The 23,848-nt window shown below is 40.2% G+C and carries 27 protein-coding genes; 6 read left to right on the top strand and 21 right to left on the bottom strand.

Annotation, left to right across the window (positions count from 1 at the left end; all coding sequences use genetic code 11):
• Nucleotide 1: 1 nt before the first annotated feature.
• From cas5c to E3K36_03105, 3 genes are all read right to left on the bottom strand, one after another.
• Nucleotides 2–667, bottom strand: coding sequence for a type I-C CRISPR-associated protein Cas5 (gene cas5c / locus E3K36_03115; GenBank protein ID MCF6154245.1), 666 nt, complete (start codon nt 665–667; stop codon nt 2–4).
• Between the two features lie 230 nt (nt 668–897).
• The gene (gene cas3 / locus E3K36_03110) at nt 898–3,078 is read right to left on the bottom strand and encodes a CRISPR-associated helicase Cas3' (protein ID MCF6154244.1); all 2,181 of its coding nucleotides are present in this window, start codon (nt 3,076–3,078) and stop codon (nt 898–900) included.
• 415 nt (nt 3,079–3,493) lie between these two features.
• Nucleotides 3,494–3,736 carry a hypothetical protein gene (locus E3K36_03105; protein ID MCF6154243.1) on the bottom strand — a complete coding sequence of 81 codons (243 nt, stop codon included), beginning with the start codon at nt 3,734–3,736 and terminating at the stop codon, nt 3,494–3,496.
• Nucleotides 3,737–4,149: 413 nt separating this feature from the next.
• On the opposite strand from E3K36_03105, the gene E3K36_03100 reads away from it, so the two are divergent.
• Both E3K36_03100 and E3K36_03095 read left to right on the top strand, forming a co-directional pair.
• The gene (locus tag E3K36_03100; GenBank protein ID MCF6154242.1) at nt 4,150–4,836 is read left to right on the top strand and encodes a hypothetical protein; all 687 of its coding nucleotides are present in this window, start codon (nt 4,150–4,152) and stop codon (nt 4,834–4,836) included.
• Nucleotides 4,837–4,883: 47 nt separating this feature from the next.
• Complete coding sequence (locus tag E3K36_03095; GenBank protein ID MCF6154241.1) at nt 4,884–5,246, top strand: PilZ domain-containing protein; 363 nt, start codon at nt 4,884–4,886, stop codon at nt 5,244–5,246.
• 14 nt (nt 5,247–5,260) lie between these two features.
• Here E3K36_03095 and pgsA read toward each other — a convergent pair whose 3' ends face one another.
• From pgsA to pheA, 10 genes are all read right to left on the bottom strand, one after another.
• A complete protein-coding gene (gene pgsA, locus E3K36_03090) occupies nt 5,261–5,836 on the bottom strand; it encodes a CDP-diacylglycerol--glycerol-3-phosphate 3-phosphatidyltransferase (GenBank protein MCF6154240.1) in 576 nt (191 codons plus the stop codon).
• 25 nt (nt 5,837–5,861) lie between these two features.
• Nucleotides 5,862–7,274, bottom strand: a complete 1,413-nt coding sequence (gene rimO, locus E3K36_03085; protein MCF6154239.1) for a 30S ribosomal protein S12 methylthiotransferase RimO — start codon at nt 7,272–7,274, stop codon at nt 5,862–5,864.
• Nucleotides 7,229–9,523 carry a DNA translocase FtsK gene (locus E3K36_03080; GenBank protein MCF6154238.1) on the bottom strand — a complete coding sequence of 765 codons (2,295 nt, stop codon included), beginning with the start codon at nt 9,521–9,523 and terminating at the stop codon, nt 7,229–7,231. The genes rimO and E3K36_03080 overlap by 46 nt, the downstream gene beginning before the upstream one ends.
• 112 nt (nt 9,524–9,635) lie before the next feature.
• On the bottom strand, nt 9,636–10,085 hold the full coding sequence (locus E3K36_03075; protein ID MCF6154237.1) for a dUTP diphosphatase: 450 nt from the start codon (nt 10,083–10,085) through the stop codon (nt 9,636–9,638).
• Nucleotides 10,086–10,637 (bottom strand): phosphopantothenoylcysteine decarboxylase, encoded by a 552-nt coding sequence (locus E3K36_03070; GenBank protein ID MCF6154236.1) that lies wholly within the window; start codon nt 10,635–10,637, stop codon nt 10,086–10,088. It lies immediately after the preceding gene.
• Nucleotides 10,638–10,639: 2 nt separating this feature from the next.
• Nucleotides 10,640–11,185 carry a guanylate kinase gene (locus E3K36_03065; protein MCF6154235.1) on the bottom strand — a complete coding sequence of 182 codons (546 nt, stop codon included), beginning with the start codon at nt 11,183–11,185 and terminating at the stop codon, nt 10,640–10,642.
• A 38-nt stretch (nt 11,186–11,223) separates the two neighbouring features.
• On the bottom strand, nt 11,224–12,105 hold the full coding sequence (locus tag E3K36_03060) for a YicC family protein (GenBank protein ID MCF6154234.1): 882 nt from the start codon (nt 12,103–12,105) through the stop codon (nt 11,224–11,226).
• A 30-nt stretch (nt 12,106–12,135) separates the two neighbouring features.
• Nucleotides 12,136–12,738 (bottom strand): preprotein translocase subunit SecG, encoded by a 603-nt coding sequence (gene secG / locus E3K36_03055; GenBank protein MCF6154233.1) that lies wholly within the window; start codon nt 12,736–12,738, stop codon nt 12,136–12,138.
• A gap of 33 nt (nt 12,739–12,771) precedes the next feature.
• Nucleotides 12,772–13,533, bottom strand: coding sequence for a triose-phosphate isomerase (locus E3K36_03050; protein MCF6154232.1), 762 nt, complete (start codon nt 13,531–13,533; stop codon nt 12,772–12,774).
• A 24-nt stretch (nt 13,534–13,557) separates the two neighbouring features.
• Nucleotides 13,558–14,640 (bottom strand): prephenate dehydratase, encoded by a 1,083-nt coding sequence (gene pheA / locus E3K36_03045; GenBank protein MCF6154231.1) that lies wholly within the window; start codon nt 14,638–14,640, stop codon nt 13,558–13,560.
• A gap of 392 nt (nt 14,641–15,032) precedes the next feature.
• Here pheA and E3K36_03040 point away from each other — a divergent pair, with 392 nt between their 5' ends.
• From E3K36_03040 to E3K36_03025, 4 genes are all read left to right on the top strand, one after another.
• Nucleotides 15,033–15,569, top strand: a complete 537-nt coding sequence (locus tag E3K36_03040; GenBank protein MCF6154230.1) for an NYN domain-containing protein — start codon at nt 15,033–15,035, stop codon at nt 15,567–15,569.
• Complete coding sequence (rnc, locus tag E3K36_03035) at nt 15,550–16,290, top strand: ribonuclease III (GenBank protein MCF6154229.1); 741 nt, start codon at nt 15,550–15,552, stop codon at nt 16,288–16,290. Before E3K36_03040 ends, rnc begins: the two co-directional genes overlap by 20 nt.
• Nucleotides 16,291–16,312: 22 nt before the next feature.
• Nucleotides 16,313–16,570 carry a hypothetical protein gene (locus tag E3K36_03030; GenBank protein MCF6154228.1) on the top strand — a complete coding sequence of 86 codons (258 nt, stop codon included), beginning with the start codon at nt 16,313–16,315 and terminating at the stop codon, nt 16,568–16,570.
• 501 nt (nt 16,571–17,071) lie between these two features.
• Nucleotides 17,072–17,767 (top strand): hypothetical protein, encoded by a 696-nt coding sequence (locus tag E3K36_03025; GenBank protein ID MCF6154227.1) that lies wholly within the window; start codon nt 17,072–17,074, stop codon nt 17,765–17,767.
• A gap of 23 nt (nt 17,768–17,790) precedes the next feature.
• Here the strand turns inward: E3K36_03025 and E3K36_03020 are convergent, their stop codons facing one another.
• The 8 genes from E3K36_03020 to E3K36_02985 form a co-directional block, all read right to left on the bottom strand.
• Nucleotides 17,791–18,309 (bottom strand): hypothetical protein, encoded by a 519-nt coding sequence (locus E3K36_03020; GenBank protein ID MCF6154226.1) that lies wholly within the window; start codon nt 18,307–18,309, stop codon nt 17,791–17,793.
• Between the two features lie 23 nt (nt 18,310–18,332).
• On the bottom strand, nt 18,333–18,995 hold the full coding sequence (locus E3K36_03015) for a hypothetical protein (GenBank protein ID MCF6154225.1): 663 nt from the start codon (nt 18,993–18,995) through the stop codon (nt 18,333–18,335).
• Nucleotides 18,970–19,953, bottom strand: a complete 984-nt coding sequence (locus E3K36_03010) for a LysM peptidoglycan-binding domain-containing protein (protein MCF6154224.1) — start codon at nt 19,951–19,953, stop codon at nt 18,970–18,972. Before E3K36_03010 ends, E3K36_03015 begins: the two co-directional genes overlap by 26 nt.
• 55 nt (nt 19,954–20,008) lie before the next feature.
• Entirely contained in the window at nt 20,009–20,695 is a 687-nt protein-coding gene (locus E3K36_03005; GenBank protein MCF6154223.1) for a hypothetical protein, read from the bottom strand.
• Nucleotides 20,696–20,731: 36 nt separating this feature from the next.
• Nucleotides 20,732–21,418 (bottom strand): hypothetical protein, encoded by a 687-nt coding sequence (locus E3K36_03000; GenBank protein MCF6154222.1) that lies wholly within the window; start codon nt 21,416–21,418, stop codon nt 20,732–20,734.
• Entirely contained in the window at nt 21,418–22,218 is an 801-nt protein-coding gene (locus tag E3K36_02995; protein ID MCF6154221.1) for a motility protein A, read from the bottom strand. The genes E3K36_03000 and E3K36_02995 overlap by 1 nt, the downstream gene beginning before the upstream one ends.
• A 567-nt stretch (nt 22,219–22,785) precedes the next feature.
• A complete protein-coding gene (locus tag E3K36_02990; GenBank protein MCF6154220.1) occupies nt 22,786–23,436 on the bottom strand; it encodes a metal-dependent transcriptional regulator in 651 nt (216 codons plus the stop codon).
• 3 nt (nt 23,437–23,439) lie between these two features.
• Nucleotides 23,440–23,847: a hypothetical protein gene (locus tag E3K36_02985; protein ID MCF6154219.1), complete on the bottom strand. Its 408-nt coding sequence runs from the start codon at nt 23,845–23,847 to the stop codon at nt 23,440–23,442.
• Nucleotide 23,848: the final 1 nt, after the last annotated feature.

Below are 23,848 nucleotides of genomic sequence, written 5' to 3'. Positions count from 1 at the left end.
GCTATTCCTCCTTCTGGTAAAGATCGATAGGTACAATTAAAATTCCATTTTTTAACTTCGCATGGAAAAAGATTGGAGTACCGCGCCCTGATTTTCCCTCTTCATATTTCATATCAAAGAGCATTTTTCCCAAGTCGTCACTTTGCTCAATAGGCTTTTCGCTGCCTTCAGGTTCTCCAAAGGAGGCTGTAAACTCACGGCATCCTAAATAAGGTGTATGGTGACATTGACCTTTAGCTACCCTACGTCTGAATTGATCACGATATTTAGCATCCGGATCAGTAGCATGTGATTTCAACACTGCATCCGCCTTAATAATATAAGCCACATCCCTGAGAGCCAGCGTATGGCGCTGTGCCCTGTTTTTTTCGTTATTGTCTGAAAAGTATCCCCCGTATCCATCCGACGCCCAGCCTTTTACAGTTGAAACAACTACTTTGTGGTTCACTTCGTTACGCAGAATAGAAAAATGCCGTATTGGATTCAACACGTGAATCTCTCGCACCTGCCATGAGAACTCCGGCTTCCAGAAAATAGCTTCCAGAACGCCGCGCGCCGCTGATGGCGTCATAACAGGATAGCTTACCCTCTCGGCTTTCATTTCCGGCCTAGTAAAGCAGGCAAGTTCTCCCCAGACCTTCACCTCTAATGGCGGCCCTTTTTGCATATCGCCTCCTTTCATGAATTATAAATGATACTCACATCTTAATTTACTTGTATATTCACGAATTCAAACCATGTAGGATGGATTAAGCAAAAACGAATCCATCATTGCCATTTTCTGGCTATTGGCAAAAAAATATTCGTTGGGTGCGCTGCGCTTCACCCAACCCACTCAACTCCCTCAGAATGGCAATAAAGTACCGATAAAAGTCGTTTTGAACAATGTCGAAGCATCTAACTTGTAACCACCAAATCTTCCGGATTTATGCCCGATACAACCAGTCCCCTCACTTTGTCATAAACGCTAAGCCATTCCCAGAGTCCTGGTTTTATTTCCACTATCAGACCATCTCTCTGGTATTCATTTTTGAGATACTCAGGGATACTTACTATAAATGGCTGAAGTCTTCGGAGCAATATACTTGGTGATCTTCCTCGAATATTTTTAAGGTATGGCAAAAGTTTATCTACTTCCCTATCTTTTCCTTCAGTCCCATAATATTTAACAATAACAGAGATTGATAATTTTTTGATCATCTGAAATCTTGCATCAACGTCACGATAATTATAAGTTTGTCGTAATTCCTGAATATTGTCTTTATCCAAATTTACTGCTTGATAAAGACGTTTAAAATATTCCTCATAAAGTAAAGGATTATGGAAATCAAAATCATCATAATTTAAGAGGCTCATAGCAGTATCCGTCCCGGTACAATAGTCACCGGGAGGAACACCGCCATCCTCAGGACTAAAAATTATCATTTTGCCAGCAGACAGCTTTCCTTCCCTGTTACAACGCCCTGCTGCCTGAACAATTCTGTCAAGGGGGCCAACTGCTCTTAACACTAGTGGAAAGTCAAGGTCGACTCCCGCTTCTACCACTTGCGTTGAGACAAGACGACAGGGCTTACCATCCGCTATCAGGTTTCTAACTTGCCTAAGCACATCCCGCCTGTGTTCGCCACACAATAACGTTGAAATATGAATGGCCGATGGATCATCAAGGGCGTCCAAAAGAGAAATAGCATCCTTCTTTGTATTTACAACTGTCATGCACTGTGTGACTTTTCTCATTTCAGTAGCAACTCTTGCCCAATCCCATTTTTCATCTTTATTTACCCATGTATACTCAACCCTTTTCAGCATGCTAAAGGACCTTTTAGGTTCTGGAACAATCTCCCTTATTCCGTCTATCCCTTCCTGATATGGGCTGCTTTCGAGAGCAGGTTGTGTGGCTGTACAAAAAACTACTGTCACTTTATAATAAGACACTAACTGCCTGAGAGCATCAAGTATTGGAGTAAGTAACCCTGTAGGTAGGGTCTGTACTTCATCAAGGATAATAACACTATTAACGATATTGTGAAGTTTACGGCAACGGCTGGTTTTGTTTGAAAAGAGGCTTTCAAAGAGTTGGACAGTTGTCGTGACAACTATCGGTGCATACCAGTTTTCAGCGGCAAGTCGAGCCCATGATGTCCCATCGTCCACCGCATCTTCATTTTCTGAAGGAGTAACGGCGCTATGATGTTCCAACACCACATCTTTGCCGAATATTTCACGATAAACCTCAGCAGTTTGCTCGATAATACTTGTGTATGGAATAGCAACAATAACCCTGTCCATTCTATACCTGATTGCATGTTTAAGTCCGAATGCCATACTGGAGCGTGTCTTACCGCCTCCGGTTGGAACTGTCAATTTGAAAAAGCCAGGCGGGAGTTCCGCAGCATCCAGGCAATTCTCGTAAACCTCGTTACGGATGATATTGAGTTGGTCTAAAGACTTACCAGTAATTTTCTTCTGATTTTCCTCAAAATGACACCAGAGTTCATTAAGAGATGGATAGCCCCCTCTTTTATCGATAATTTTTGGATTGAAATGAGATTCTGTATCCAGAAAATCTGCGTCTACTAAAGCAGAAAACAGCATTCGAATGAAAAATTCACCATCAAGAGGTGTTTTTACAAAGGTAGGTGGCAAAAGGCTTGATTGTGGAACAATTTGTATCCCTTCACTTTTTGCTATATTCAAAGCTTCTTGAGAAGGTGAAGAATTGGATTTTTCAGGTAACCAGACCGCCTTCAAATTTGCACTATTTGGAAGACCGCCATGATGCCCGGCTATGAGAAATACTAAGGGTTCCAAATGCTTTAGTGCTAAGAATGCACCAGCACCTTTGTGATCGGGTCCCCGATGTATCTTTTCCGGTTCTCCCTCGCACTTTAGCAAGTACTCCTGAAAGGCAGGGTGGAATTTCCCCACATCGTGCCACAAACCCGCCCAATAAGCAAGATCACCAGCGCCAAATTTATCAGCAAATATTTTAGCCAGACTGGCAACCTCATTTAAATGGTCAACGAGTCTGTGTCTTTGACCTTGTGAGTTAGCTGAATGGGCATATGGTTCTTTCACGATAAATAACCCCTCAACCACCTGATCGGCAAAATGGAATTGTGTTTTTTTCAAAGAAAAGGAATCAAGATTAGTTTGAGAATATGTTTACAATTCTCCGTATTATGCGGAATTCTACTACAGACGAAATTTTCATGCAATAAATATATTTGCCCTGTTCAATGGATAAAAGTAAAATCTGAAGCATCTTAGATCATGCACAATAACTGTCATATATAGACAATTACTGTATAACTACTTCTTTTTTGGCAAGTTTTTACAACCCCCCCTTTACCTCCTTTTGTAAAGGAGGATAGAGGGTGATTATAATTTAGTTGCTGAGCATCTATTATGGGATAGTGGCTTGTGAGTGTTTGGGTTTTATTATGATAAATCTGGACTGATTCATCTTCTAAGCCGATGCCTTCCACGTAAATCAGTTCATATTTCCCCCTGCCTTGCCCAATCCCCTGCTTTCCCAATTCGGTAAAGGTATAGGGTAATCTATGGCATGGCCGATGAGGATTAAATGGAAGGAAAATTCTTCACCAGGCGCAAAGGACTGTTTTCCCGTAGTCAAGGGTTCTATGACAAATGGGTGAGGTACTTTCGGATAGAGGCGAAGCATCCCGGTGTCTTCCGGAGGCGGGGTCTCAAAGAGATATACGAATAGATGCACTTTTGCTTCAGGAGGCAGTCATCACATGCCCTGTCTTTAATTACACAGACGACACGCTTGAAGGCATACCCAAAGCCGCCGCGAAAGCAGAACCCTTATAGGCTGGAAGGCGTATGTGCTCTTTAGCACCGACGGCGAATTTGAACTTTGCCAGCCGAAAGGCCATGGGTACTTCAAGCCCGTGAGAAAATGAATGAATGCCATTCAAGCAGATTTCTCCCGACGATAGCTTTTTTCATAGCTTAGATTCAGTGGTAAGTAAAATCAATAAAAAAATTGACGATAATAAGTACAGGTGCTATCATAAATTTCATTAACAATTTAGCTTTTTGAAAGATATCTTTCAACCCAACCAATTTAAATCATCTCAATTTTCCTGCTTTGATTGGTTCGTTAAAAACCAGCTGGTGATAATGGATAAAATTACTTACAACTTAATTTTAAAGAGCGGTAAGAAATACACGTTTGAAGTTGATATTGATAGACAGGACCGCATGGAAGAAACAAATAATGAGATACATGCCTTCTGGACAAAATTAGACTTCAATCAGTGCTGCAATTGCCCACTTCAGACATCAAGCCACTGGTACTGTCCGGTCGCGCTGGATATTGAAGAAATTGCCAGGAAATTTGAAGATGTCATTTCTATTGAACAGGCTGACGTGTGGGTACGCACGAAAAACCGCTCATTTTTCAAAAACTGTGATGTACAGGAGGCCTTAAAATCTCTTTTTGGGCTTATCATGGCATCTGGCAGCTGCCCTATTCTCTCGAGACTTAAACCACTGGCTTACTTTCATCTGCCATTCGCCAGCCCCGATGAGACCGTCCATCACTTAGTGGGCACATATCTCATCAAGCAGTATCTGATTCATCGTGAAGGCAAATCCGATCCTGACTGGAATTTAAAGGGTATTGAAAAACTGTATGGAGAATTGGAAACGGTCAATGTTCATCTTATGAAACGCATTCAAGTCGCATCGCGTAAGGATGCAAACGCCAATGCCCTTTACATATTCGTGACATTAACAAGCCTTATTGCAATGAATATCAATAATATGCTTGAGGCGCTCGACCCCATCTTAAAAAAAGGCTTATAAAATTATTTATAAAATATCCATAAACACCGTTAAATTGCGAGGGAGCAATGTGTGGTAACCGGTATTTTAGCCGTATCAGATTTACAACTTTGGCTCAAATTCAACTGAATAATACAATTCATAAACTAGAATTGTCAGATATATCTTTACGCGGAGCATTATTACATTCCAGAATTTCTATTCCTTTAACCATTGGGACTTGTTGTGTATTAAGAATCTATCTTCCTGCCACTAATGTTACCTTGACATTTAATGCAGAACTCGTTCATCTTAATGACAAAAATCTGGGATTTAAATTTTTAGATGCAGATATAGACACAATGACCCATCTGAGAAACCTGCTTGGCTATAATATTGGTAATCCTGACCAAATTACCCACGAACTTCATTTCTGGCTGGATTCTGTATGACAGAATCCAAACTGCTACTTCTCTAAGATTGCAGGACCGGCTTTAACCATATACGTAATCCCAGAAACTAATGTAATGATTACCGTAAGCCAGAGCATAATAATAATCCCCTGTTTGATGGCAATAAATTGATTGAGTTGTGCGAAGAACAGCAAGATGAGGCTGATGGTAAACGACTGGACGAACATCTTTGCTTTCCCCCATATGGTCGCCCCGAATTCAATCCCTTTTGATTCAGAATAGCTTCTGAGACTATTAACCAAAAATTCTCTCGCTACAATTACAACAACCATCCATGGTGGTATGATATCATGGGCATGTTGTATGAGTAAGATAAATCCACCACAGACAATGATCTTATCCACAAATGGGTCTGCAATACGCCCAAAATCTGTGAGGAGCCCTTTTTTTCGCGCCAAATATCCATCCATCCAGTCGGTTAACCATGCTAATAAAAATGCCGCAAGGGCACTATTATAATGCCGGTACGACAGGAATATAAAAAACACAATAGCCAGCAAGAGCCTCAATAAGGTTAATCGGTTGGGTAGATTGAATGCCGTGCATTTTGAAAACTCGAACGATCCCATTTAGTCCCCTTTTCTCCTTATCACTTTAGATCTTCTTTTGCCCCCTCTGTACCTGGTTTTCTGGTAAAGGAACAGGTGTTCCTATCAAGTCATATCCCGCGGTACCTGAAATCATCATATTTTTAATATTGCCAACTTTCAAATGATTTTCCTGGATAATTACCTTACTATCCACGTCAGGCGCATCCCCGTATGTTCTGCCAAACCATCTTCCCTTCGTCTCATCCTTTTCATCGATAATAACGGGAATTGTATTTCCCACCAGATTTTTGTGTTTTTTCAAAATAATTTTTTGTTGAGCAAGCATAACTTCCTTGTATCGCTGTTCCCTTACCACCAGGGGTATCTGTTTTTTAAAGGATGCAGCAGGTGTACCTTCTTCTTTTGAGTAAGTAAAAACCCCCAGTCTTTCAAATTTGGTACTTTTTACAAATTCTAAAAGCTCAGTAAAATATTCCTCTGTTTCTCCAGGAAACCCGACAATTACAGAGGTCCTTAAAAACAGTTGCGGGATGTGAGTTCGCAGGTCATCGATCAGACTCTCTATAAAGGCGTGTGTTACACCACGTCCCATCTTCTCTAAAATAAAATCATTAATGTGTTGAATAGGCAGATCGATATATTTGCAGATTTTATCATATCGGCCTATTGTACGGACAAGCTCCGGATAAAAATGCCGTGGATGGGTATAGAGTATCCGTATCCACTCAATGCCCTCTATATTTGAAAGTTTTTCTAATAATGCATGCAACTGCTGTTTGCCATACAAATCTATGCCGTACGAGGTTGTATCCTGAGAAATAATATTAATTTCCTTTACACCCTCACGGGCCATCTGGTGCGCCTCTTCAAGGATATTCTCTATCGTCCTGCTGTAAAACTTTCCACGTATGCCAGGAATGGCACAATAGCTACAACGATTATCGCATCCGTCAGAAATTCTGAGATAGGCATAATGTCGGGGGGTTAATCTGATTCGATTGCGCCAATCATCACTGCACTGTATGGAAGAAGGCTTTTTCTCTTTGCGATCAGAGCCTGACAGATCGGCCAGTTTTTCAAAATCCTTCAGCCCCACCACGTGATCGATTTCAGGAATTTCTTTCTGCAATTCTTTGGGATACCGTTGGGCCAGACAGCCAGTCACAATGAGTTTTTTACAGTGTGCATCCTCTTTCAGTTTTGCCATCTTGAAGATCGTATCGATTGACTCCTTTTTGGAATCATCGATAAAACCGCAGGTATTTACGATCAGTATCTCTGCATCCTCAGGGTATTGACAAATCGTACTTCCGCTGTCTGCCACCCTGCCAAGGATCTCCTCAGCATCTACTAAGTTTTTTGGACACCCCAAATTGATTAAAGCAACTTTCTTTGATTTCATATTACGCATTATCCATTTTCTTCCGGATTCATTCTTGCCATTTGTGCATCCCATTCTTCCAGCGTCAGGAATACTTCTCTCGCCTGACTGCCCTTATATTCTCCCACAATCCCATCTTCAGCCATCAGGTCAATCAATTTAGCAGCGCGCGAATATCCAATCTCCAATCTTCTCTGTAAGAGAGAAACAGACCCCCTTTGCGTTTCAAGCACTATCCTCACCGCCTCAGTATAGAGATTATCCTTGGTACTATTCTCCTTATCCGATGCACCTTTCCAGCACTTTAATTCCGGGCTAAATTTCGGCGCAGCGCATTTTCTCAGATATTCAACCGCATTCTTCACCTCCTCATCGCTTACATAAGCCCCCTGAACACGCACCAGCTTCGAGGTTCCCGGCGGCAAGAACAACATATCTCCGCTTCCCAATAATTTTTCCGCTCCATTCTGATCCAGGATTGTTCGCGAATCCACTTTTGAAGCAACGTAAAATGATATCCGGGAAGGCAAATTTGATTTTATTAATCCCGTAATCACGTCGACCGAGGGCCGCTGTGTTGCCAGTATGAGGTGAATACCCACGGCACGAGACTTTTGTGAAAGACGGATTACCGACGCTTCAACCTCTTTTGATGCCACCATCATCAAATCGGCTAATTCATCCACGACAATAACAATGTGAGGAAGATAAAAAGGTACATCTTCGAGATTAGCGTCTCCGTCAGGATTCAGACGTCTTTTAATCTCGGTCATTCCCAGCCTGTTATAGCCGTTAATATGTTTTACACCCACGCTGGCCAGCAAGGCGTATCGTTCCTCCATCTTGTTTACCGCCCACTCCAGCACAGCTGCCGCCTTTTTCATGTCCGTTACTACAGGGCTTATCAGGTGAGGAATTTCCCGAAATAACGAAAATTCAACCATTTTAGGGTCTACTAACAAGAGCTGAACATCACTGGGATGCCGCAAGAAGAGGATACTCAAAATAACCGAATTCAGGCAAACCGATTTCCCGGAACCCGTTGTTCCCGCAATGAGCAGATGCGGCATAGACGCTAAATCCGATATGACAGGATTTCCCGCCACATCTTTACCGATCAAAAGGGGAATGGCCATCTTTTTCCGCACTTCTTCAGAGGCCTCCAGCAATTCCCTCAACATCACCATTTTTCTCTGGATATTGGGAACTTCAAGACCAATCGAAGACTTACCCATCAATGGGGCAACAACCCTTACACTTGGTGCCTTCAGGGCAATAGCCAGATCGTCCGAAAGACCCACCACCTTGCCAACCTTTGTCCCCGGCGCTAATTCTAATTCGTACATAGTAATGACAGGCCCCCGTTCGATTTCCACAACCTCTGATTTTACATTAAACTGTTCAAGGGTGTTCTTCAAAACCTGGGCACGCTGTGTGATCTGATCCCAATCATCTGCATATTCTTTGAAGACAGGCTTTTCCAGTAAATCCGACGGCGGTAGCTTATAAGCATCATCTTTTTTCTTGCCAGGATCTGTGCCATAACTACCAACCTCTTCCTCTTCAGGATATTGTTCACTATCGTACTCCACCTGGACTTTTTTAAGCTTACCACCGGGTTCGCAATGTTCGCCCTCTATTTCCACGGTGGCACTCGCAGGATACGTATTTGCATGGTTTTCTCCAAGGTCGTCATCCAAAAGGTTTGAATTATCAAGCGTATTTACCCTTGAATGGAGAGGGGTATCGACACCTTTTGCGCCAGAATCACGTACCGGAGTTGACCCGATTCTTTTCCCTTTTGGTATTTTGAGAAAGGGTGAGATGGGGGTGGCATTTAGCAAGAGCATGATTGCTATAACAAATCCTAATCCTAAGATAATAAAGGTACCTGTTAAATTAAAATATTCGTACAGTCTTGAAACAATTACAATTCCAAAAATCCCGCCAACGTTGACGGACAGAAAGCTCTTTTTAAACAGATAGCACCCGAAGGTCAGTAAGGAAGCAACCGAAAATAACAACAAAACGGCTCCAAGCGCTCTTACCCAGAGATATTCGACCCTCTCCTTAGAAAGATATTGTACCCCCAGCCAGCCTATCATGATAACAACCAGATAGGAAGTTCTTCCCATACCCGCCATAGCATATCCGGCAACTTGCGCTCCAGCAATTCCGCAAAAATTTTTTACAGGGTCATTGATGGGATAATCTGCAAAGGGAGGATCGTTGGAGGAATAACTGAGAAAGCTTAAGAAGACAAATAATGCGAAGGCAATAAGGATAATTGCAATAATACAACAAACAAAACGTTTAATCCCCATAGTATTCCTTCTGAGAATTTAAAAGAATTCACTTTCAATTACCCTTTCCATTCTCGTATATCTTGCAGTGGATAGTGTTGGGTACGGTGAATTTTCAAATAACCATGCAACATTAATGCCCCGTATGACCAAAACCACCCGTACCACGCGGAGATTCTTCCAAACGTTCAACCTCGATTAATTCCGCTCTGGTCACCGGTTGTACCACCAGTTGTGCAATCCGCATCCCCCGTTCTACAGTAAATCTGTCTTTCCCAAGATTGCATAAAATAATGCCAATTTCTCCACGATAATCGCTGTCAATTGTGCCTGGGGTATTCACGAGCGTCAACCCGTACTTTAAAGCCAAACCGCTTCTCGGTCTGACTTGTGCCTCGTATCCCGGAGGCAATTCAATGTGGATACCCGTTGGAATCAACCTAATTTCATTGCGCTCAAGCCAAATAGACCCATCCACCGCAGCATACAAATCCATACCGCTGGCGGCTTCACTCATGTATTGGGGCAAAGGAATATCCTCGCATCCCTGCTTTTTCATCACCTTTACTTTTATCTTATTCATTCATTTGTTCCTCTTCCTGTTGAGTTCTTCTTCGATTACTCCAACAATCTTCTCAACGGAGGCCAATCTTCCTACCCCAACGCGACCCGTACACAACCGGCCTTCTTCAGGTTCAATAATTATATATCCGAGCTTCGTTAATCTCTTTATATTTTCCTGCACAATGGGATTCAAATACATACTGTCATTCATTGCCGGTGCAATAATCACAGAGGCACGCGCTGCCATAATGGTACATGTTAACGCATCGTCTGCAATACCGGATACAACCTTTCCAATGAAATTCGCTGTGGCTGGCGCGACCACCAGCAAATCCGCACGATCAGCCAGTGATACGTGGTTGGGGTCGTAATTCTCGTTCTCAACAAAAAGGTCAGTTACAACCCGATTTTGAGAGATCGAACGAAAGGTCACGGGATTCACAAAGCGTTGGGCAGTAGACGTCATGATCACGGTAACACTGTTTCCCTTTTTAATCAGACTGGATACAACCTCAACGGCCTTGTATGCTGCAATACTTCCAGTGACTCCCAAAACAATATGATAAGACATGATCACGCCAGATTTAGTATTTTACGGATAGTATTTACCGTTACTTCCAGATCATCGTTCACGACACAATAGTTATATCTGTCTTTATATTCTAATTCTTTATCAGCAATTTTCAAGCGAAGCGCTATATCCTGTTCTTTATTTGCGTTTCTTTGCACTAACCGCTGACCCAGAGTTTTTTTATCTGGTGGCATCAAAAATATCGATATCGCCTCTGGGAATTTCTCCATAATCTGGAGCGCTCCCTGCACCTCTATTTCGAGTAAATAAACAATATCTTTTGTAAGGGCTTCTTTCAAAGCATTCAGGGGAGTCCCATAGTAGTACCCGCAATATTCTGCATATTCTGCCAGTTCACCCCCCCGAATCATTTCCTCTAATTTTGTTGTCGAGATAAAATGATAGGCCTCGCCATTTTTCTCATTTTGCCGGGGTAGGCGTGTGGTCACTGATACTGATTTCTTCACATGGGGGTCTTTTTCAAGCAGTTTGCATACTGTTGTTTTACCCGACCCCGAAGGCCCTGAAATAATCACAATCTTACCCATCTCGCGCACTGCATTAAAGATTGAGAGAATTACAAACTTTATTCAATGTTAAAGATCTGCTCCCGGATTTTCTCAATTTCTGTCTTTATATCCACCAAATCCTTCAGCATCACACTATCGTTTGCCTTTGAGCACATGGTATTGGTTTCACGGAACATTTCTTGTACAATAAAATCAAGCTTCCTCCCCATTGGTTCATCCGATTGTATCGCTTCTTGCAGTTGATACAAATGGCTTTTAAGGCGACTGATTTCCTCGGTAATATCACATCGTTCTGCGAAGATGGCAATTTCGCGGCAGAGGTTACTATCGGTTAATTCTATAGTTGTCCCCGTCAGCAGTGAGGCAAGCCTGCTCTGTAAACGCTTGCTATATTCCTGGACTACGACAGGTGCCCTTGTTTCAATTTTATCGAGTATCGAAAGGATAAGTTCTTTTCGTCGTTCAATATCTTTTCCAAGATGCCTCCCCTCAACAGCCCTCATTTCCAGCATCTTTTTCAGGGCCTCGTTAATGAGAGAGATGCATATGGATAACAGGGCATCTGCATCCTCGTGGTTTTTCCCCTTTTGCAGTACACCTGGAAGCTGTATCAAAGAATTAACGGATATCCGCTCCCTGGAACCTATTTCTTTTTTCATATCGCTTAACAATTGATAATATCCTTTTAATCTCTCAGTATTCAAGACGTACTCAGATTCTTGTCGAAGCGACTGATAATTCACATTTAAAAGAACTGTACCACGGTTGATTTTTTCCCTGATTGAACGTTCGATCTCGCTTTCAAAGGACTGCAATACATCTGGCAACCGCGAGTCTACCTTCAAGAATCGATTATTGACCGAACGCAATTCCACCCGCACCGTACGTTCATTATCTTTATATTCAGCTATACCAAACCCCGTCATACTTTTGAGCATCAATGTCACCAAAACATTTGTGTTTGCCAGCTATTTATTTGAATTTTCGTCTGTATCTTTTTGCCCTTCGGACGTGGCCCTCTCTGGAACACCTGAAGGTTGTTCTTCCTCCCGAACAGGTTTCATACCCATTGATTGGTTCTCCGGCACGGGTTTGTTTGGTGTTTCCTCTGCCACATTTTGCATGCCAACCGCAGAGGCATCACCGGCTTTTCTTTCCGTATGGGGAATATCACCGTGTCCATGCTGATCTCCATGTGCAGGATGGTTGTGCGTATGTTGTGTCTCAGGGGCTTCCTGCGTAATCATCGTACTTATCCCCCTAGCAGGGATGGATAACTTAAACAAAAAGACTGTAGCGACAATAAATGCAGCACCTATGAGGTAGGTAACTTTGGTTAAAAATGTACTTGTTCTCGTACCAAAGGCAGCCTGGTCTCCCAACCCACCGATAGCTGCCAATCCTCCACCTTTACCCGATTGCAATAAGATAGACCCAATCAGGAACACGCATAATACAGGTAGCACAATCTTTAGCGCAATGACTAAATTTAAAAAGTAGAATGCATTTAATATTCCAAAGATAACAATGATCGCAATTCCCCATTTAAATGCCTTTTCAGCCCTTACCATGTAACTCTCCCAATAAAAAAAATACCAAAAACATTAATGCGTTGATGCAACCTCAACAATTTTCAAAAAGGAATCCAACCGAATACTTGCACCACCCACCAGAAGGCCATCAATCTCATGCTGTGCCATCAATTCTCCCGCATTCTCCGGTTTTACACTTCCCCCATATTGGATATATAAGCTGTTTGCAGCGTCGTTACCGTATTCAACCATTACAAAGCTTCTGATAAACGAATGAACTTCATTGGCCTGCTCAGGTAAAGCCGTTTTTCCCGTACCAATAGCCCATACAGGCTCATAAGCAATCACAATATCTCTTATGTGATCTGCGCTAATTCCTCGCAAACCCTCTATTAATTGATTTTTGATCACATGTCTTGTTTTTCCATCCTCTCTTTCATGTAATGTTTCTCCAACACAAAAAATCGGTTTTAAATTGACGGACAGTGCCATCTTTATCTTGGCGTTGATAAAAGAATCGTTCTCATTAAAAATATGTCTGCGTTCGGAATGACCTATAAGCACGTGAGTACAACCAACTTCTTTTACCATGATAGCAGAAATCTCACCCGTATAAGCACCGTTTTTTTCACTATGAATATTCTGTGCTGCTATGCAGATAGCACTACCCTTTAACACCTTGCAAACATCGTTCAAAAAAACAAAGGGTGGACAAATTCCACACATAGCATCGTTTCTATCGTCCAGACTACCTCGGAGCGATTTTGCAAATTCCACTGCTTCCCTAAGTGTGAGATTCATCTTCCAGTTTCCCACAATAAAAGGCTTTTTTATCATTGGTTGCAGAATTACATCCCCTCAATCACACTTTGGAAATGATCCCAAAATCTTCATATCAGAACATCTTTTAGACACTTCATCGAGGGCTTTTTTTATCGTTTCATTCGATACATGTCCTTCGAAATCCAGGTAAAAACAATATTCCCACGCCTTTTTTCTGGTAGGTAATGCCTCAATATTTGTGAGATTGATATTAAAGGTTTTGAAAGGTTCCAGTATTTCCAATAACGCCCCAGCACGATTTTTTATGTAGCACATCACTGCCGTCCTGTCCTTTTCACTTGGCGCACCGTATTCTTTGCTTAAAACAAAGAACCTTGTTATATTATTTGGGTTGTCTTCAATGTTTTTACAAAGAATATTCAATCCGTACTGCTGCGCTATCTCCGCATTGGCAATTACCGCACAATATCGCCCTTCTTTCCCGGATTTTTCAGCATCAGCAACGATGCGAGCAGCCTCGGCACTGCTGCTGACTTCGATTAATTCAGCACGAGGAAGATTACTTGCCAACCAATTTTTGCATTGCGACAAAATCTGGGGCTTCGAGTATACCTTTTTAATCTCCTCTTTGGCACAGTTTGTTATTAAAGCATGGTGAATTGGCAAAATAATCTCGGCACACACTTTAACATCGAATTCCACGAACATATTTAATGTCTCTCTGATTCCACCCTCTGTGGAATTTTCAGCCGGTACTATTCCATAATCACTTCTCCCGGCTTCTACATCCCTAAAAACATCATCAATACCCCTTACCGGAACGTACTCAACGGATGAGCCAAACTTTTGTTTAGCGGCAAAATAACTAAAAGTCCCTTGAGGACCAAGATATGACACCTTTATAGCCTTTTCCAATATCAATGAACCAGCCATTAACTCGCGATATATCGCCATCAAACAATCGTTCGTCAGAGGTCCTTTATTCTGGGATATAATACGTGAATACACTTCTTGTTCCCTATGAGGGGCATAAACTTGTGCACCATTGTGTTTTTTTATTTCACCAATTTTCAATACTACTTTAGCCCTTTCATTCAGTAGCTCTACAATCTTTGAATCCAACTTATCGATTTCCTTCCTTAAAAGGGTTATATCCATAACAAATTTTTAGGTAATTCCCGCTCTCTATTAATTTTATGTTTAGTTATTGATTACAAAGCATTTAGATTTATATATTTATCGACAAATTTATCAGAATTCACGATAAGAGTCAATAAAATTAAGTTATTTCATTTTTTAATTGACTGTGAATAAAAGGTTGTTAAAATAATTAAACGGAGTTTTTTTAGTTGCTCTAATATTTTGTAAAAAGGTATGTTATGACGAATTTGTCATAGCTATCTACGTTCTTTGAACTTATACGGTATCTTTAATTAACCTACCTAATTTTTTCTCAATTGTATTTTTATATTAAAACTTTTTAAGTTAGGTACTTATATTTATTATGTAATCTTCATCGTATTAAGTCTTTATCAGAAAGGAAGATATACATGGTAGGTGGACGAATCAAAGGATCACAACAAAGGATCGGGATATTCGTTGATGTCCAAAATATGTTCTATTCGGCAAAGGCGCTACACCAATCTAAAATCGATTACAGTAAACTTTTATTAGAAATTGTAGGTGACAGAAATCTCATTCGTGCAATTGCATATGTTGTGCAAAAACCCGACGTAGACCAATCCAGTTTTACTGATGCATTGAGTCGCTTGGGGTATGAAATCAAATCGAAGGAACTTCGGTTGAGACCCGACGGGACGGCAAAGGGGGATTGGGACATGGGTATTGCTATCGATTCCATCGCAATTGCGCCAAAGTTAGATACAGTGGTGCTCGTAAGCGGAGACGGAGATTTTGCGCCACTTGTGGAAATGTTGAAGGCACACGGCTGCCGGGTAGAAGTTGTCTCGTTCAGACGCAGCACGGCCATCGAGCTTATTGATGCAGCCACGAAGTACACAGCCATAGAAGAATCAATGCTATTCAAGGAGAAAAAGTTCCAAAAAAATGATACTCCAAACGAATAGGCACATGGATCCGGAAAAACTCAGTGAGTGTCAATTGGCAATAGGATATTACTTTAACAATACCATTGTGCTTGAAAGGGCATTGACCCATACTTCCTGTAAATTAGAAAATAACTTTTCTAATGAGCGTTTGGAATTTTTGGGAGACGCTATATTGGGTATGATCATTTCTGACTATCTTTACAAGACATTGCCCCAATGTAGCGAGGGCGAGTTAACAAAGATAAAATCCGTGGTGGTAAGCCAAGCGACACTTGCCAAAGTCAGTATGGAAGCACATTTAAAAGATTTTCTTTCTGTGGGAAGGGGTTTAAATGACCGGAATTTTCTTCCGAAATCCTTACTGGCTAATGTATTTGAAGCGGTAGTTGCTGCAATATATCTCGACGGTGGCCTTGATCCCGCCTATAATTTTACAGTAAAGTATTTAAAAAAAGAGGTAGATATAGTCTGCAAGGATCAGCATGAGAAAAATTACAAATCCATCCTTCAACAGCATAGTCAAAAGGAATTCGGCGTTACACCGAGTTATCGGGTCCTGCAGCAAATAGGACCAGATCATGGAAAATCGTTTGAAGTAAGCGTGCTCATAAAAGGTACTGAATATGGTAGAGGATGGGGTAAAAGCAAAAAGGAAGCAGAGCAATCCGCCGCGAAAGAGACATTGAAAATTATTATCCCTGATTTAATTCACGAAAACAATAATAAATCCTGTATTTAATGTTATGAAAGGAGTTTTTATTATGGCAAAGAAGATAAACAAAAAGAAAATAGTAGGTATCTGCCCTGTAGGTATGATAAAAACAAAGTGTCCCAGCATCAGAAGGACAAGGCAGATCCGTGTCAAGTTATTAACGTTACAAAGAGGAAAAAAGATTGACACCGATCGGGTAATAAAGCTTCGGTCTGCATTAAAAGAAAAGAAAAAGAGGGGCATTGCCGGAGATTGCGAGACCTGTAGCTTTAACACAGCGAAAGGCGCAGATACTCCAGTTACCTAATAATTAGGGGGATGACCTTACGAATGAAAAAACATAGTATTTGTTGAACGAGACATTATAAATCGTTTTTCTTTCATGCTTATTGAGTTAACTCAGCATAAGGAACCTGTGAGTAATATTACCATATTCACATGCTGAGGCAATTCAATAAGCATTTTTCATTTTATAAAATAAAATTTATAACAATGCTCTCCCATAATCCATCCGCAACTTCCCACATATAACTTCTGCATTTTTATTTTAAAGTTTTTTCAAAATTTTCCGATATTCAGGATATTCAGAAACTCTTTTTTTTCTGAATATTTTCCCGTGGTACTTCTTTGCATCAAACAATATCGCCATATGCTAAATTCAATAAAAATATGCACATTATTAATATTTATTGGCATTAATCTCAAGTTTGTCACAGAACATATTATTAATGCACTCATCTTTTTTCGTATTCTGCAATCGGGAGATTCATATCTTCGGTATGATATTCATACACCAAGCATACCTGACATGTATGGTGATATGATAACAGTTATAGTATTTGCTATAGCATATCTGTTCTTTATTTCCGCTGATACAAAAAGAACAGCAATCGGTAAGTACTTTAATATCCAGGATGAGTTAGGTGATGGGTATCTACAAGTTATCAGACAAATAAAAAATTATATGAAAAAGACTGGCGTGGTATCTATCCTTCCACTAGTACATCTGGAATCCTCCAAACAGATAATAAATTCTATCCGATGGACAAAAGGGGTATTCTTTTTGGGTATTCTTGTGGGATTCGGTTTATACCTTTTCTCAAAATATGTATTATCCATAGGGTTAGAGATATTATCTATTGAAAACAATTATATATCCTTCGTTTTAAATACCTTCAATGACGTAATAAAATTATGTTCCTGTCTTGTTTTTGCTTACATTTATTGCAGTTATTTATCTGCAAACAAGGGCATCAGCATTTCGCTTTATTTGTTCCTTTTTATAAGAAACTTTTTTGCAACAAACTTCATTGGATTAATGACCGAGTATGATTTGCACATTCTTGTTCCCTTTTTGGATATCTTAGCACCTTTGATTACCTTTTACTCCATCTGTTGTATTACAACCAGATATAGGTCAACACGTCTTTTCAAAATAATTGGGAAACACAAATATTATCCTTACAAAGTAAGGCTTTCTACAGGAAAAACAGTAATTTCATAAACCAACTTTTTCTTATCAAGCGTTTAATCTGTAGTGCTCAGAACTTCACGTTCCAGGTATGGATAGTTGAGGAGTTGGCTCATTTCGGATGTGATGGCTTCAATTTCTTCTTCTTTTAAATTTGGATTAAATACATCGAATTCCCGGTCTTCTTTCGGATAATAGAGTGTAATAATCTCTTCTCCGTTTTCTCTTTTAAAAGATTTTAATTTAAACACCTTTTTTCTGATCAGATAAAGTGCAAGTACATACCGGAGATTTCTTTGGTGAGTTTCGCAGTTTCCTTCCAATCTCATAAACATATCTAACAAGACTTCGATATTTATAAATGCTTGAACGGGTTTATCCTTCTTTGGCACCTTCGTTTTCCAAAATGAAAAAGGTACACTTTCCTTGCCCTTATTCCAGCATGGGGTGCAAAAATCCTTCCGAATGAACGTATTACTTTCATCAAAGAGGGCAGAATAATATTCCTCCTCCTCTAAAAATTCCTTATTACAAAGAAGGCATCCGTTAGAGCCCCTTTTTATTTCCCATTCCATAGTAAATGCTCAATATGTAACGATTATCTCTTTATTTTTTCCTGAACGCGCCCATTTATCTCTTTGAAAAATAGCTCTGCCTTCTTTTCGGCATGGCTTATTTCATTCTGTACCTTTTCGACAAGGCTTTGGTTTTTGATAGTGGCAAGGTTTATTTCTACATTTAATTTTGCACATTGAAATGCCGCATCTGCCAAAAAACCTGCTACCCCGACATCGGAAATGAGATTCGGACTTACAATGTCTACTAATTCCCGTGTCTGTTCCAATATAGAAAGGCAACACATCGTTGTTTTTAATGGAACTTCCATTGCAATGATGGTTGCTTTTTGTATTTCCTCAGTCCGTTTATCCTTTTCCGCTTCGGTCGACTTTGGCAATTTATATGCATCATTGACCCTGCTGTAAGCTTTAATATCCTCTTCCATCAAGGACAACACGGTTTCTCTGCTCTTTTCACATGCTTCAAGTATCTTCTTCAGTTGAGAGTCATATTGCTTAAATTTTTCTCTGTCAATAGTTATATTTGCCGGCATTGAAGCCATCGTTGTTGCTAATGCAGCTACTAATGCCGCTACACTTCCACCGCCAGGAATCGGTGTTCCAGCCGCAGCGTCTTTCAAATATTTTTCGAGTGGTTCGTTTCTATACACAAACCCCTCACGTCTGAATAATAATCTCGGTATTTGCCGTCACAAAATCATAGAGTTCTTCCACATCGCCATTGATCATCCTGATGCAACCATTCGATGAAGCAGTACCTATTGTTTCAGGTTGTGTCGTACCATGAATTCCATACCCTGACAGGTTTGGTTTATCTTTGAAACCTATCCACCGTGTACCAAGAATATTCTCTTTGTGCCCATAAGGGAATACCCCTCCATCCGGTGAATACCATACAGGCTCTTTCATTTTATTTTTTACTTCAAATGTACCCACCGGTGTTTTATCGTTTTTCCCTGTTGCAATGCGATATTGCCTTACGTAATGGTCATTCAACATCAACGTCAGTGTAAAGTCACTCTTGCTAATGAATATTTTTGTCTTTCCAGTTAGTATTTTTAATTGTTCACCAATGTTCAATCGTGCGGATGCTTTACCGTTAATTTTCATAATCAACTCGTAGTTTGTGTTAAATTGCTTTGCAATTCTGGAAAGGATGTCACCGGGTTGAACTGTATAGGTTGTAGCATCCGGAGAAGGTGCAGGCGAAAAGATCAGTTCTTCGTTCAATTTGTCTAACAGTTCCTTTATCTCTTTTTGTTTTCCCGGTATTTTTTTATTGATAAAAAAATCGGATAAAATATTTCTTGCTTCGTATTTTTTCCCCTCTCTTAAATATTTGTCGACAATATCCAAGTCGGGTGTTTCTTGTTTTTTCGATACTGGTTTTTCGATGGGCTTGAACTCTTCGACTTCTTTTTTAGATTCTGCCTTGAGTTCGTCTGAACGAATGATAATATCTTTTTTGTAAATAACTAGGTCTTCCTCTTTTCTTGCTAATACAAGGGGCGCCTTCTGGTTATTTTCTTTAGATACTTCAAAATTACGTGTTTCGGCACATGTGGCAATATCAACCTTGGATAAAGCAGAAAGGACACATACTCCAAAGATCGTTATGAAAGAGTTTTGAATTGTCTTCATGAATGGGAATTAATATCACACCTGCATGGCATTGTCAAGCCAAAAGAGAAACAATCTATTTTAATATATTGATAATTATGGATACCCGGTCATTATGTTCATCCCCCCTAACGTTTCTTGTCAAGGGTTTATTGTTTCCGTATCCGACAGTAATCAATCGCTTAAAAGAAATATTACCTTTGTCGTGAAGATAATCCGCAACTATTTTTGCACGATCCAGAGAAAGTTTCCAGCAGTTATTATACTCTCGTGACGGCATAAAATTTTTTCTCGTATGTCCCTCTATAATAAGGGAACAAGGTCTTTCCCCAATCAAATCGATCAAACTATCCAAAGAATGTCTTCCCTCATTAGAAATAGCAGTATCATGCTCATCAAAAGAAACTATAACGGCCGCCGGTATGTGATCTTCTTCACGATTGATTTCGTCTACACCTTTATCACTGCTTTCCATTGGCTTATTTTTCCTGTCAGGATAAATGTACTTCATTTTACGGATGGCTTCTTTTTCCTCGCCATCACCCCAACCTGACAGTATCCCGCCCATACCGAAAGTTATTTCCCTTTTTTTCATCGATCTTTGAAATCCTTCAATAAACTCCTTTTTCTTTTCCTCGGTAAAGGTGTTTAGAACTATAAAAAAAGCCAGTAATAACGTCGCAAGCGATGCATACGATAGCATGAACATATCGGGAGGCTTTGAATCAAAAAACCTTTTTTTCTTTTGATTTCCTGCTGACATCTTCCTAAGAGTCTCCGACAAGCAGCACTGCCATGGTCATTTTTTTAATATAATAATCCCAATAGTATCGTTTTTATTTGCATAAGAGTTAGAATACCCTGATATTGCAACCCTTTGTGATTCAATATTTTCTTGGGTCACGAGAAAATCACATAAGTTGGCCGCTCTATCAACAGACAAATCTGTTGCCTCTGTATCGGGCTTTATAGCCATTCCCACATTGGTATCAATTATAATCTTACCGCTAATACTTCGTAATGCTATACCTAATTCCTCAAGAATCGTGTGTGTCTCTCTTTTTACCATAGATTCACCTTTTTCAAAACACAAATCTAAGGGAATTTCTATCCTGCATCCTATCTTAATATCTTCAATACTTATGTATTTAGCTAGTTTGCTTTCCTTGATAAAGTTTGATAAATAATGGTACGTCTCTTCGGCATCAATGAAATTTTCAACGGGTTCTTCCATTTCAGGACTTTCCAATGCACCCAGTTCATTTTCAAAAAGATTTTCAATTGGGCTTGTACCATCTTCCAATAAAAATTCTCCCCCATCACCCACAAAAGTTTTCTGAACCTCCGACATGGCCTTCTTATACTTATCCACATTGATGGTAGAAAGACTGATCAACATAACAAAAAAAGTGACAAGCAACGTTACCATATCACCGTAGGTAAGTAACCATCCGGGAGGTTCGTATCCCTTTTCTTCGTCATTCATTATGATGGTTTTCCTTCTTTTGCGGGACTCGTGGATATTTTATTGGCTACCTTTGGTTGCAGGAATGATTTCAGTTTATCCTCAGTTATCATAGGGGCATCCCCTTTTTGGATAGAGACTACCCCCTCCATAATAATTTCTTTCAATAAAAGTTCCTTTTTGCTTAAGGTATCCAGCCTGCCGGCAAGCGGCAAAAGCATGAGATTCGCCATGATAACCCCATAAAACGTGGTAATAAGCGCCACGGCCATACCCGCCCCGATCTTTGAGGGGTCATCGAGCTTTTTCAACATATCAACAAGCCCAATCAACGTTCCTATCATACCAAAGGCGGGGGCCATCAACCCGGCAAACTCAAGAATCCCCTTGCCAGCTGAATGCCTCTGACGGATATTGTCAATTTCTGTACCCAAAATACCTCTTAAGGTATCAGTATCAGAACCATCTACCAACAGTCTCACCGCCTTGATCAGAAACTCATCACTGATCTTTTCGATTTCCTTCTCCAGTCCCAGAAGACCTTCACGACGGCTAATCTTACAATATTCAACCAACCGCTTAATCTCTTCCTCCGCCGATCCAGTCTTTACAAAAACAGTTTTTTTTGTTATACCAATCGCACCCATCACAGTGGGAATAGGAAATCTTACAATTGTTGCTGCTACTGTTCCCCCAACTACGATCATAATTGATGGTATATCGATATACCCCATCACAGCGGTTACTCCGCCGCTCATTACTATACCTACTATGATCAATCCAGCACCAATTATAAGACCGACCAGCGCACCGGGATCCATAATTTCAAGCTCCTTACAAAATTAATGTTATCTAAGGTCAAAACTTTTTTCTTAATTTATTATTTAGCGGTTGAATATTATAAATTTTCTTGAATAAATCCAGAACGACACCGTGTCTGAACTAATTATCAATGTTAATTTTGTAACAAACGAAAGCAAATAATATGCCTCGTAATTTAACGGTGCCTCTAAGGAGAGTCAATCTACACAATATTCATGAGATAAGTATATATGCTCATGAAATATACTATGAAAATACCTCGAGTATCAATTACCTGGTTATGAATTGTTTAATTTTCTTTACTTTTGAATACCATTAAAAGAAAAACAGGTATTGTGTGCTTTTTGTACTATTGTAGAAATTTTAGACAAACCTGATGTGCCTGAAATCAACGTCTAAGTAGGAGCATGATTATGCCATAAGCCTCAGTTAACAAACAGTTATGAAATATCCATATCAATAGTATTACACAGGGGAATGAATGAGGAACAAGGAGGTAATTTACGTATTGGAAGTTCTATGGCGTATTTAAACTGTACGTTACCATAGTGTCACTGTAGCAAGGATTACACAAGGCGTACGTATATATCCCGTGCGATAGCACTGTCAAGGGCAATTTGCGTCTCGCCCATCTGGATTACATACGTCGGTTGTCTTTGATGAAGTCGGATTTGAACGCCGGGCAATAGACCCATGGATGATAGTCTATCAAGCCGCCCATGGTATTTTGTTACAATGTAGGATACTTTCGCCGTATCCCCTGACCTCAGGTCTGATAACGGCATCACGACAGGCCTTATCTCTTTATTTGCCTTTTCACAACACTCTCCGGGCGGTATAGTCTTTCCATGAGGACAAGTTACCGGATGTCCCAATAAAGTGCATATACTGGTTGTGACTTCCTCATCCAGGATATGTTCAAACTTACACGCGCTGGAATCCATGACATCTTCTTTTACATCTAAGACATCGTTCAACAGCCTTTCTGCAAGCCGGTGTCTTCTAATGACTAATCGTGCATCCGCCCTGCCTTTCCTGGTAAGTTCTACCCTATTATTCACTATTTTAATAAAATCCTCATCAACGAGGGCATGCAATTTCTCTTCTGCTGTGGGAAGATGTATCTTTTTTATTAAAGGATCTTTTTCGACTTTTCCACTCTCTTCTTCTATTGTCCATATCAATTCCAAAATTTCTTCTTCACTGGGCTCTGTCATAATTCAGTCTTTTCCCCCTTTTATCAAGTCTATCCTAAAAAGATACTGTGGCCTCTTTACCCATAATACAAGCAGCATAATTATCATTACTAAACTACCGCCTAGCAAATCAATTTCTTTATGGTAAGCGCCAAATGATATAATCTTCGATATGAATTCTGTCAATATGATTCCCGACACAAAGGCAAGCAGTGAAAATACAATTTTATTCTTCCTAAGCCAATTTTTCGTATCGTGGAGTACAACCTCCTGCCCGATCTGAATCCCGCTAATCGCAGCCACTTTTATAATATCACGTACGCCCATCTTCTTCAGACAGGTAGAACAACTCCCGCATGCTGTATTTTCTTTGATAATACACACCTCTGCAACCTTGCCTGAAATAGATATTACCTTCCCACGTATTTGCATC

The organism is Candidatus Brocadia sp., assembly GCA_021646415.1.
Taxonomy (GTDB): Bacteria; Planctomycetota; Brocadiia; order Brocadiales; family Brocadiaceae; genus Brocadia.
The sequence above is the reverse complement of the archived record's forward strand: the minus strand, read 5'-3'. Positions and strand labels throughout refer to the sequence as shown.

Bases quoted from the DNA above. Each gene is read 5' to 3' on its own strand.
- cas5c (MCF6154245.1), bottom strand. From the start codon at position 667: ATGCAAAAAGGGCCGCCATTAGAGGTGAAGGTCTGGGGAGAACTTGCC.
- E3K36_03100 (MCF6154242.1), top strand. From the start codon at position 4,150: ATGGATAAAATTACTTACAACTTAATTTTAAAGAGCGGTAAGAAATAC.
- E3K36_03095 (MCF6154241.1), top strand. From the start codon at position 4,884: ATGTGTGGTAACCGGTATTTTAGCCGTATCAGATTTACAACTTTGGCT.
- pgsA (MCF6154240.1), bottom strand. From the start codon at position 5,836: ATGGGATCGTTCGAGTTTTCAAAATGCACGGCATTCAATCTACCCAAC.
- rimO (MCF6154239.1), bottom strand. From the start codon at position 7,274: ATGGGATGCACAAATGGCAAGAATGAATCCGGAAGAAAATGGATAATG.
- E3K36_03080 (MCF6154238.1), bottom strand. From the start codon at position 9,523: ATGGGGATTAAACGTTTTGTTTGTTGTATTATTGCAATTATCCTTATT.
- E3K36_03075 (MCF6154237.1), bottom strand. From the start codon at position 10,085: ATGAATAAGATAAAAGTAAAGGTGATGAAAAAGCAGGGATGCGAGGAT.
- E3K36_03070 (MCF6154236.1), bottom strand. From the start codon at position 10,637: ATGTCTTATCATATTGTTTTGGGAGTCACTGGAAGTATTGCAGCATAC.
- E3K36_03065 (MCF6154235.1), bottom strand. From the start codon at position 11,185: ATGGGTAAGATTGTGATTATTTCAGGGCCTTCGGGGTCGGGTAAAACA.
- E3K36_03060 (MCF6154234.1), bottom strand. From the start codon at position 12,105: ATGCTCAAAAGTATGACGGGGTTTGGTATAGCTGAATATAAAGATAAT.
- secG (MCF6154233.1), bottom strand. From the start codon at position 12,738: ATGGTAAGGGCTGAAAAGGCATTTAAATGGGGAATTGCGATCATTGTT.
- pheA (MCF6154231.1), bottom strand. From the start codon at position 14,640: ATGGATATAACCCTTTTAAGGAAGGAAATCGATAAGTTGGATTCAAAG.
- E3K36_03040 (MCF6154230.1), top strand. From the start codon at position 15,033: ATGGTAGGTGGACGAATCAAAGGATCACAACAAAGGATCGGGATATTC.
- rnc (MCF6154229.1), top strand. From the start codon at position 15,550: ATGATACTCCAAACGAATAGGCACATGGATCCGGAAAAACTCAGTGAG.
- E3K36_03030 (MCF6154228.1), top strand. From the start codon at position 16,313: ATGGCAAAGAAGATAAACAAAAAGAAAATAGTAGGTATCTGCCCTGTA.
- E3K36_03025 (MCF6154227.1), top strand. From the start codon at position 17,072: ATGTATGGTGATATGATAACAGTTATAGTATTTGCTATAGCATATCTG.
- E3K36_03020 (MCF6154226.1), bottom strand. From the start codon at position 18,309: ATGGAATGGGAAATAAAAAGGGGCTCTAACGGATGCCTTCTTTGTAAT.
- E3K36_03010 (MCF6154224.1), bottom strand. From the start codon at position 19,953: ATGAAGACAATTCAAAACTCTTTCATAACGATCTTTGGAGTATGTGTC.
- E3K36_03005 (MCF6154223.1), bottom strand. From the start codon at position 20,695: ATGTCAGCAGGAAATCAAAAGAAAAAAAGGTTTTTTGATTCAAAGCCT.
- E3K36_03000 (MCF6154222.1), bottom strand. From the start codon at position 21,418: ATGAATGACGAAGAAAAGGGATACGAACCTCCCGGATGGTTACTTACC.
- E3K36_02995 (MCF6154221.1), bottom strand. From the start codon at position 22,218: ATGGATCCCGGTGCGCTGGTCGGTCTTATAATTGGTGCTGGATTGATC.
- E3K36_02990 (MCF6154220.1), bottom strand. From the start codon at position 23,436: ATGACAGAGCCCAGTGAAGAAGAAATTTTGGAATTGATATGGACAATA.
- E3K36_02985 (MCF6154219.1), bottom strand. From the start codon at position 23,847: ATGCAAATACGTGGGAAGGTAATATCTATTTCAGGCAAGGTTGCAGAG.